This is a genomic window from uncultured Tessaracoccus sp. (genome assembly GCF_947255005.1).
Classification (GTDB): Bacteria; Actinomycetota; Actinomycetes; order Propionibacteriales; family Propionibacteriaceae; genus Arachnia.
Genome location: NZ_CAMYFI010000078.1, coordinates 1 through 8,873, shown reverse-complemented (window position 1 = coordinate 8,873; position 8,873 = coordinate 1). Strand labels below are relative to the sequence as shown.

Annotated in this window: 6 protein-coding genes and 1 pseudogene; 3 read left to right on the top strand and 4 right to left on the bottom strand. The window is 68.1% G+C overall.

The features are described 5' to 3' along the window. Nucleotides 1–53: 53 nt before the first annotated feature. On the top strand, nucleotides 54–1,436 hold the full coding sequence (locus Q0X61_RS11780) for a mannitol dehydrogenase family protein (RefSeq protein WP_297742885.1): 1,383 nt from the start codon (nucleotides 54–56) through the stop codon (nucleotides 1,434–1,436). 141 nt (nucleotides 1,437–1,577) lie between these two features. After that, nucleotides 1,578–2,429, top strand: a complete 852-nt coding sequence (locus tag Q0X61_RS11775; RefSeq protein ID WP_297742883.1) for an alpha/beta fold hydrolase — start codon at nucleotides 1,578–1,580, stop codon at nucleotides 2,427–2,429. Between the two features lie 27 nt (nucleotides 2,430–2,456). On the opposite strand, the pseudogene Q0X61_RS11770 reads toward Q0X61_RS11775, so the two are convergent. The 4 genes and pseudogenes from Q0X61_RS11770 to dnaK form a co-directional block, all read right to left on the bottom strand. Then, nucleotides 2,457–2,872, bottom strand: a pseudogene (locus Q0X61_RS11770) (helix-turn-helix transcriptional regulator); the annotation flags it as partial. Nucleotides 2,873–2,878: 6 nt separating this feature from the next. Beyond that, nucleotides 2,879–4,042, bottom strand: a complete 1,164-nt coding sequence (dnaJ, locus tag Q0X61_RS11765) for a molecular chaperone DnaJ (RefSeq protein ID WP_297742881.1) — start codon at nucleotides 4,040–4,042, stop codon at nucleotides 2,879–2,881. A 23-nt stretch (nucleotides 4,043–4,065) separates the two neighbouring features. Next, nucleotides 4,066–4,602 (bottom strand): nucleotide exchange factor GrpE, encoded by a 537-nt coding sequence (locus Q0X61_RS11760; RefSeq protein ID WP_367270744.1) that lies wholly within the window; start codon nucleotides 4,600–4,602, stop codon nucleotides 4,066–4,068. Between the two features lie 29 nt (nucleotides 4,603–4,631). Beyond that, a complete protein-coding gene (dnaK, locus tag Q0X61_RS11755; RefSeq protein ID WP_297742879.1) occupies nucleotides 4,632–6,488 on the bottom strand; it encodes a molecular chaperone DnaK in 1,857 nt (618 codons plus the stop codon). A 512-nt stretch (nucleotides 6,489–7,000) separates the two neighbouring features. Here dnaK and bluB point away from each other — a divergent pair. Then, a complete protein-coding gene (bluB, locus tag Q0X61_RS11750; RefSeq protein ID WP_297742877.1) occupies nucleotides 7,001–8,761 on the top strand; it encodes a 5,6-dimethylbenzimidazole synthase in 1,761 nt (586 codons plus the stop codon). Nucleotides 8,762–8,873: the final 112 nt, after the last annotated feature.

Here is an 8,873-nt window from a genome sequence, read left to right as displayed (position 1 = left end):
ATCGAAACCATCCCATCCCACACCCCCCCGACACCCTCCAGGAAAGGAACACCATGACCACCCTCACTCGCGCCACCCACGGCCGCCCCGCTGCTCCGGTGAAGATTGTGCACCTCGGGCTCGGCAACTTCATGCGCGCCCACCAGGCCTGGTACACCGAGCACGCCACCGACGCCGACGAGTGGGGCATCGCCGCATTCACCGGCCGGCGCCCCACCATGGCCGAGGTGCTCTCCCCGCAGGACGGGCTGTACACGCTCATCACGAAGGGGCCCGACGGCGACGCGTTCGAGGTGATCTCCAGCATCTCCGCCGTGCATCCCGCCGACGACCTCGCCGCGCTCGTCGGCTACTTCACGTCTCCGGAACTGGCGGTGGTGACCTCGACGGTCACCGAAGCCGGCTACTGCCGCCGCGACGACGGCGGCCTCGACGCCGAGCGCGACGACGTCGCGGCAGACCTCACCGCGGTGCGGGGCGTCGTCGGGGATGGGGCGGATGGGCTCGCCGGGCTGCAGCTCACGACAGCGCCGGTGCGGGTGACTGCTGCGCTGGCTGCCCGCCGCGCCGCCGGGCTGGGCGGGATCACCATCTTGCCGTGCGACAACCTCCCCGACAACGGCGCCGCCTTCGGCCGCGTCGTGCGCGACGCCGCGCTCGCCGTCGACGAGGAACTGGCGGCGTGGATCGACGAGAACGTCTCGTTCGCGACGTGCATGGTCGACCGCATCACGCCCGCCACTACCGACGACGAAGTCGCCGCCGTCGAGAAGTCGGAGGGCTACCACGACGCGTCGCCCGTGCCCACCGAGCCGTTCAGCGAGTGGGTCATCGCGGGCGACTTCCCGGCCGGGCGGCCTGCGTGGGAGTCGGCGGGGGCGACGATCGTCGACGACGTGGAGCCCTACGAGCAGCGCAAGTTGTGGATGCTGAACGGGTCGCACTCGCTGATGGCCTACGCCGGGCCGATTCTGGGCTTGGAGACGGTGTGCGACGGCATCAACGACCCGCGGCTGCGCGAGCTGGTGCAGCAGTGGTGGCGCGAGGCCGGGCCGGGGCTCAGCGTGGCGTGGGAAGAGTACGCAGAGGCTCTCACGGAGCGCTACGAGAACCCGAACATCCGGCATCTGCTGGCGCAGATTGCCGCCGACGGTTCGCAGAAGATTCCGGTACGGATTGTGCCGACCTTGCAGCGTCTGCGCGCCGAGGGCGAGATGCCGACGGCGGCCGTCACCGCCGTCGCGGCGTGGCTGCTGCATCTGCGCGGTGAGGGATCGCCGGTCAAGGATGCCGCCGAGGACAAGGTGAAGGCCCTTGTCGGAGGCACGCTGCGAGAGGACGCCGCCCGCGTGGTGGCTTTCGCCGCGCCCGACCTCGCCAGCGACGACGCCCTCATCGACGCCGTCGTCGAAGCCGCCGAGGAACTGCTGGGCTGAGGGTCTCCGCGCCAAGCTAACCCAATATTCACACGCGTTTGCCGAAAAGGCCCAAAATCGGCGATCTGAGCAAACGAATGTGGATATCGGGTTAGGTGAGGTCTGCGCACACACGTCGGCGCGGGGTAGTACCGTCGGTGTATGGACGAGACCACTATCACCATCACCACCGACGACGGCGTCGAGCTGCAGGTGTACCGCTGGGCTCCGGCGGACGAGCCGAAGGCCGCCGTGCAGCTGCATCACGGGCTCGGCGAGCACGCGGGCCGCTACCGCCGGTTCGCGGAAGCCCTCACCGCCGCCGGTTACCTCGTGTACGCACCTGATCAGCGCGCTTCGGGCCGCACCGCCAACGGCGAGTACGGCAACTGGGGCCGCGACGGCTGGGCGGGCTGGGTGCACGACTACGCCCTGGTGAACCAACGCATCCGCGAGGACAACCCCGGCCTGAAAGTCGCGCTCTTCGGGCACTCGCTGGGCTCCTTCGGCGCCCAGCACTACCTCCTCGACCACTCCGCCGACGTGGACGCTGTCGTGCTGAGCGGCACGGGCGACGTTGCGGTGCTCGCCCCAATGCTCGCCAGCGACGGGCCAACCGACCTCTCCGCGTTCAACGCCCCCTTCGAGCACCGCACCGGATTCGAATGGCTGAGTCGGGACGAGGCCGAGGTAGACAAGTACATCGACGACCCGGCCTGCGGCTGGGCGGCCCCCGCCCCCACAGGGCTCGCGAGCCTCGCCGAGGCGGCAGACCCGACGAAGCTCCAAGGGCTCACGAAGACGCTGCCGCTGCTACTCATTTCGGGCACCCACGACCCGGTGGGCGGTGAAGCCGGCGACGGCGTCGAGACCACCGCACGCCGCTACAAGGATGCCGGCATGCAGCACGTCACCGTGAAGCTCTACCCCGAGGCCCGCCACGAGATCTTGAATGAGCTCAACCGCGACGAGGTGACCCAAGACGTCATCGCGTTCCTGGACATCACCTTGTAACCAGGCGGCCGTTGCCAACCAGCGCGCTCGCGGCGCCTTCAGCGCCAGCCGAGCTCGCGCAGCTGATAGCGCCCGTGGTGGATGCCGCCGTAGCCGTCGGCGGTAAACAGCCTTGTCATACCGGTGTTTTGCAGGCGATACAGCGTTTCGCTGAGCCGTTCGATCTGCCCCTGCAGCGCCTCCACCTCGTCCTCAAGCGCGAGGATGCGACGGATCCCCTCCAGGTTGATGCCCTCTTCCTGCGAGAGCTGCTGGATATGCCTGAGCTTGGCCACGTCGTGCAGGGAATACCGACGCCCCCTCCCCCGCGCCCGCTTGGGCACGACGAGGCCGAGCCTGTCGTACCCGCGCAGCGTTTGCGGGTGCATGTCCGCGAGCTCCGCCGCTATCGAGATGGGGAACACCGCGGCGTGGGGATCAAAGGGCTGGGGAAGGTTCTGCATCACTGATCACCCAAACAGTCCGGCTCGGGGGTTGGCCTGATTCGACGCGTCGGTGAAGGCCTTCAGCGCGGCCTTTGCCTCGTCGGTTAAGTGCTCGGGCACCTGGACGTTGATCGTGACGATGAGGTCGCCCATCGAACCGTCCGATTTGCGCACACCCTTGCCACGCACGCGCAGCTTGGCGCCGTTCGACGTGCCGGCAGGCAGCCGCAGCTTCACGCTCGGGCCCTGCAGCGTCGGCACCGCGATCTCCGCACCCAGCGACGCCTCGCCGATCGTGACTGGCACGTCGAGCGTGAGGTTGTACCCGTCGCGGCCGAACAGTTTGTGCGGCTCGACGCTCACCTCGACGTACAGGTCGCCCTTCGCGCCGCCGTTCTCGCCGGCCGCGCCCTTGCCCTTGAGCCGGACCCGCTGCCCGTCCTGCACCCCGGCGGGGATGCGTACCTGGAGGGTGGACGTCGTCTTCCCGCGCCCGGAACCATCACATTCCGGACAAGGGGTTTCGACGATCAACCCGCGACCGCGGCAGTCGGGGCAGGGCTCGGACATCGAGAACACGCCGCCCACCTCAGCGGAGTGCATGCCCGAGCCTTCACACGTCGGGCACACCTTCGGCAGCGTGCCTGCCTTCGCGCCGGTGCCGCGGCAGGCGGTACACGGCGAATCGGAAGGCATGCGCAAGGACACCGTCGTGCCCTCCACCGCCTGCTGGAAGGTGAGCGTGGCCTTGGCTTCAATGTCGGCTCCCCGACGCGGCCCCCTCCCGGTTTGCCTTCGGGAGCTACCGCCGCCTCCGAAGAGGTTGCCGAAGATGTCGCCGAACCCCCCGGCCGCCCCGCCGCCGGGGGCGGCGTTGCGGAACAGGTCTTCGAAGCCGGCTGAGCCGCCGCCATGCGACGACCCGGCCTTCGGGAACCGGAACCCGCCCCCGCCAAACAGGCTGCGGGCCTCGTCGTACTCCTTGCGCTTCTTTGGGTCGCTGAGCACGGAGTTGGCTTCCGACGCCTCCTTGAACCGCGCCTCAGCCTTCTTATCGCCCGGGTTTCTGTCCGGGTGATGCTTCGACGCGATCTTACGGAAGGCCTTCTTGATCTCGTCTTCCGATGCGTTCTTGGAGACTCCGAGGACCTTGTAATAGTCCTTGTCGAACCAATCTTTTGTGCTCATCTACGGCCTTTCTGGGGGTGTGCTCAGGGGTTTGCGACGGCGACGCGGGCCGGGCGGAGCACGCGTCCCGCCAGCTCGAAGCCGGGCTGAATAACCTGGGACACCGTGGCCACCTCGACGGGCTCGTCGAGTGGGACCTGCATGAGTGCTTCATGCTTGATGGGATCGAATTCTTCTCCCACTTCGCCAAACATCTGCAGGCCGTGTTTCGTCGTGATCTTTTCGAGTTCGGCGACAATCATCTTGCCACCGTCCGCGAGATCGTCGTGCTGCTTCGCCAGGGCGATGGCGTCGAGCACCGGCATCATGTCAGCCATGACGGACTCGATCCCCGCCTGCCTCGCGAGGCTGCGGTCACGATCGACGCGCTTCTTGTAGTTGACGTACTCCGCCTGAAGCCGCTGGAGGTCTTCAGTGCGTTCGGCCGCGAGCCGCTGGTAGTCGACTTCTTCCGCGGGGGGCTCCGACGGCGCTGCCTCAGCGTCGGCGGCGATGTCGGCGTCGATACCTGCTCCCGCTACGTCGGCCGAAGCCGGGCCGAGGGTGTCGCCCTCGGCCACGGCCTCTTCCTCAGTTCCGGGGTGTTCGGTCACTGCTGATCCTTCTCCTCGTCGTCGACGATCTCGGCGTCGATCACTTCGTCTTCACCGTTCTCCGACGACGCGCCATCCGACGCGCCCTCGGCGCCCTCACCGGATGCCTGCGCCTGGGCCGCAGCGTACATGGCCTGACCCATCACGGACGCCTTCTGGTTGAGGTCTTCGACGGCAGACTTCACCGCGTCGTCGTCCTCACCCTTCAAGGCTTCCTTGAGCGCTTCGACGGCGTCCACGACGGGCTGCTTGGTGGCCTCGTCGATGCTGTCGGCATTCTCGTTGAGGAGCTTCTCAGTGCGGAACACCAGGGCGTCGCCCTCGTTGCGCATCTCGACGGATTCGCGGCGCTTCTTGTCTTCCTCCGCGAACTGCTCGGCGTCCTTGACCATCTTGTCGATCTCGTCCTTACCCAGGGCGGATCCGCCGGTGACGGTCATGGACTGTTCCTTGTTCGTCGCGAGATCCTTCGCGCTGACGTGCACGATGCCGTTGGCGTCGATATCGAAGGTGACCTCAATCTGCGGCACCGAGCGCGGCGCGGGCAGGATGCCGGTGAGCTCGAAGTTGCCGAGCGGCTTGTTGTCGCGCGCGAACTCGCGCTCGCCCTGGAAGACCTGGATCATCACGGCGGGCTGGTTGTCTTCCGCAGTGGTGAACACCTCGGAGCGCTTGGTGGGGATGGTGGTGTTGCGCTCGATGATCTTCGTCATCACGCCGCCCTTGGTTTCGATACCGAGGGAGAGCGGGGTGACGTCGAGGAGCAGCACATCCTTGACCTCGCCCTTCAGCACGCCAGCCTGGAGGGAGGCGCCGAGGGCGACGACCTCGTCGGGGTTCACACCCTTGTTGGGCTCCTTGCCGCCGGTGAGTTCCTTCACCAGCTCGGCGACGGCGGGCATACGGGTGGAGCCACCCACGAGGAGCACCTCGTCGATCTTGTCAACGGAGATGCCGGCGTCCTTAATCACTGCGTTGAACGGTGCGCGGCAGCGGTCCAGGAGATCCTGGGTGAGGCGCTGGAACTCGGCGCGGGTGAGTTTCTCGTCGAGGTGCAGCGGGCCGGATGCCGATGCGGTGATGTAGGGCAGATTGACGGTGGTCTCAGATGCGGAGCTGAGCTCGATCTTCGCGCGCTCGGCAGCCTCCTGGAGGCGCTGGCGGGCCATCTTGTCTTGGAGGAGGTCGACGCCGTTCTTATTCTTAAACTGCGTGGCGAGCCACTCCATGATGGTGTGGTCCCAGTCGTCGCCGCCCAGGCGGTTATCGCCGTTGGTGGCCTTCACCTCGAACACGCCGTCGGCGATGTCGAGTAGGGAGACATCGAAGGTGCCGCCGCCGAGGTCGAAGACGAGGACGGTCTTTTCCGAATCGCTCTTGTCAAGGCCGTACGCGAGGGCCGCCGCAGTGGGCTCGTTGATGATGCGGTCGACGGTGAGGCCCGCGATCTCGCCGGCCTCCTTCGTGGCCTGACGCTCAGCGTCGGAGAAGTACGCGGGCACGGTGATAACCGCGTTGGTGACGGACTCGCCCAGGTAGGCCTCGGCGTCGCGCTTCAGCTTCTGCAGCACGAACGCGGAGATCTGCTGGGGGCGGTACTCCTTACCGTCGACGCTGCTCTTCCAGTCGGTGCCCATGTGGCGCTTGACCGAGCGGATGGTGCGGTCGACGTTGGTGACGGCCTGGCGCTTCGCAACTTCACCGACGAGCACCTCGCCGGAGTTGGAGAACGCGACGACCGAAGGGGTAGTACGTGCGCCCTCGGCGTTGGGAATAACGACGGGCTCGCCGCCTTCGAGGACGGCGACACACGAGTTGGTGGTGCCAAGGTCAATACCTACTGCACGTGCCATGAGATTTCCTCCAGGTTAAAAAGACTTCAGGACAATCCCCTTGAGCGGGGTTGACTCAAGTTAACCACAGCTTCAAGTGAAAATCAAAATGGTTGAGTCTAGTGGGCTCAAGGCTGGGGGCGACGGGTAGCGTCGCGCACTCTTGGCTGCTGTTGCTTCTCCTGGCCGGTGCTGCGTCGCCCCGGGCTCCGGGTGGCCCGCCCCGCCAAGCAGGTGCAACACGCAGGTGCAACCTGTGCGGCAACAGAGCGGATCAAGTCTCACCTGCTTCCCGACGGTGCCTCGTCGCGCGGGGGCAGGTGACACATGTTCCGGGACAGAGCCGCACAGGTTACGTGTGCCCGACGAGCAGCCCGGCTGGGGACACCGGAGCTGGGGCGCCAGGGGCGAGGACCTCCGAGGGGGGCGGGATGCCCCAGCCGGACCTCCGGGCCGGAACCACCCGGGCGCGAAACCCCCGACGCGGGACACCGCAAGCAGGCCACGCGCGGCGCACCACTAGGCTCGGGATCATGCCGAAAACTCACTGGAACCGCCCGACGCCGCTCATCGGGGACGCGACGTCGTCGGATGACCGCGCCGCCAGCCCGGAAGGTTGGGCCATGGGCCGAGCCACCGTCGAGGCTCTCCGGGAGGTGATCGACGCGCGCCGCGACATCCGTCGCTACCGCCCCACCCCGGTGCCGGAGCACCTCGTACGGAGCGTGATCGAAGCGGGCCATCACGGCCCCAGCGTCGGGCACTCGCAGCCGTGGCGGTTCATCGTCGTGAAGAATCAGCGCACCCGCGACCGCGCCGCCGCCATGGCCGACACCGAACGTCTGCGCCAGGCGCAGCTCCTCACTCCCGACCGCCGACGGCGTCTGCTCGACCTCCAGCTGGAGGGCATCCGCGAGGCACCCCTGGGCATCGTGGTGGCGTGCGACCGCCGCGCACCCGCATCCGGCGTGCTCGGGCGCAACACCTTCCACGACGCCGACCTATGGAGCTGCGCCGCCGCCATCGAGAACATGTGGCTCACCGCGCGGGCGCACGGCCTCGGCATGGGGTGGGTGACGCTCTTTCAACCCGACGAGTTGCGCGCGCTGCTCGGGCTTCCCGCCGGCGTGGAGACCTTGGGTTGGCTCTGTCTTGGATGGCCCGACGAGCGCCCGCCGGCCCCGGGGCTGGAGCGGCGCGGCTGGTCCAGACGCCTGCCGCTCGACGACGTGATTCTGCGTGATTGCTGGCCCGAACAGGATGCGCCCGATCAGCCCACAAACGCGCTCCGACAAGCGCACGAACCTTCGCTGCCGACGGTGAACGCGCCGGATCGGGCCCGCGTCGTCGCAGCTCACGACGACGCCGACCACCTGCTCACGCCGCCGGGGTCGCTCGGCCTGCTCGACCAGGTGCTCGACAGGGTAACCGCCGCTGCGGGCGTGGACGTCGAGGGCGGAACGCTCTTCGTCGTGGGTGCGGATCACCCGGTTGCCGCGCGCGGCGTCTCGGCGTTCGATCAGTCGGTGACCGCCGACGTGATGCGCGCCAGCGTGGCCGGCACCGGCATGGGCGCCGCCACCGCGCGGGCCGCCGGACTAGGCGTCGTCACCGTCGACGCCGGGGTGACGGCCGTCGTTGACGGAGCGGTGGACGCTCGGGGGTCTAGCGAGCGCGGGGACCTCGTCGACGCCGACGCGATGTCACTCGACGCGACGCGCGAGGCGATCCGTCGGGGCGTGGAGCTCGGCGCGGGCGGGAGCGGCTTGGTGTGCTTGGGGGAGGTGGGCGTCGGCAACACGACGGTGGCCGCCGCGCTCGCGTGCGCACTCACCGGGATGGCGCCCGACGAGGCCGTCGGCTTGGGCGCGGGGTCCGACTCCGCAATGCTCGCATCCAAGCTCGACGTAGTTGCCGGCGCGCTGCGACGTGTGGGCGAGCGGCCGCTGGAGCCCGACGAAGCCCTCGCTGCCGTGGGCGGCCCGGAGTTCGCCGTCCTGACCGGCATCACGTTGGGTGCCGCCGCCGCTGGGCACGTCGTGGTGCTCGACGGTCTGGCGACGAGCATCGCGGCGCTCGCGGCGATGCGGCTGCGGCCCGGCGTGCAGGGGTGGCTGGTGGCGTCGCATGTCAGCCGGGAGGCCGCGCACGCGCGCGTGCTCGACGCACTCGGGCTCGAGCCGCTGCTGGACTGGCGTCTGCGCGCCGGGGAAGGCGTCGGAGCGGTCTACGCGGCTCAGACGGTGCTCACCGGGCTCGCAGTACGCCGGACCGCCGCTCGCTGGAGTGAGTGATCAGGGTTCGCGCCGCGCAAAGAGCCTTTACTTCAAGGGCCTGGTCGACGAACGTCGCAAGATAGATCAAGTTCGTGGTGGATAGACGAGCCACGAACTTGATCTATCTTGG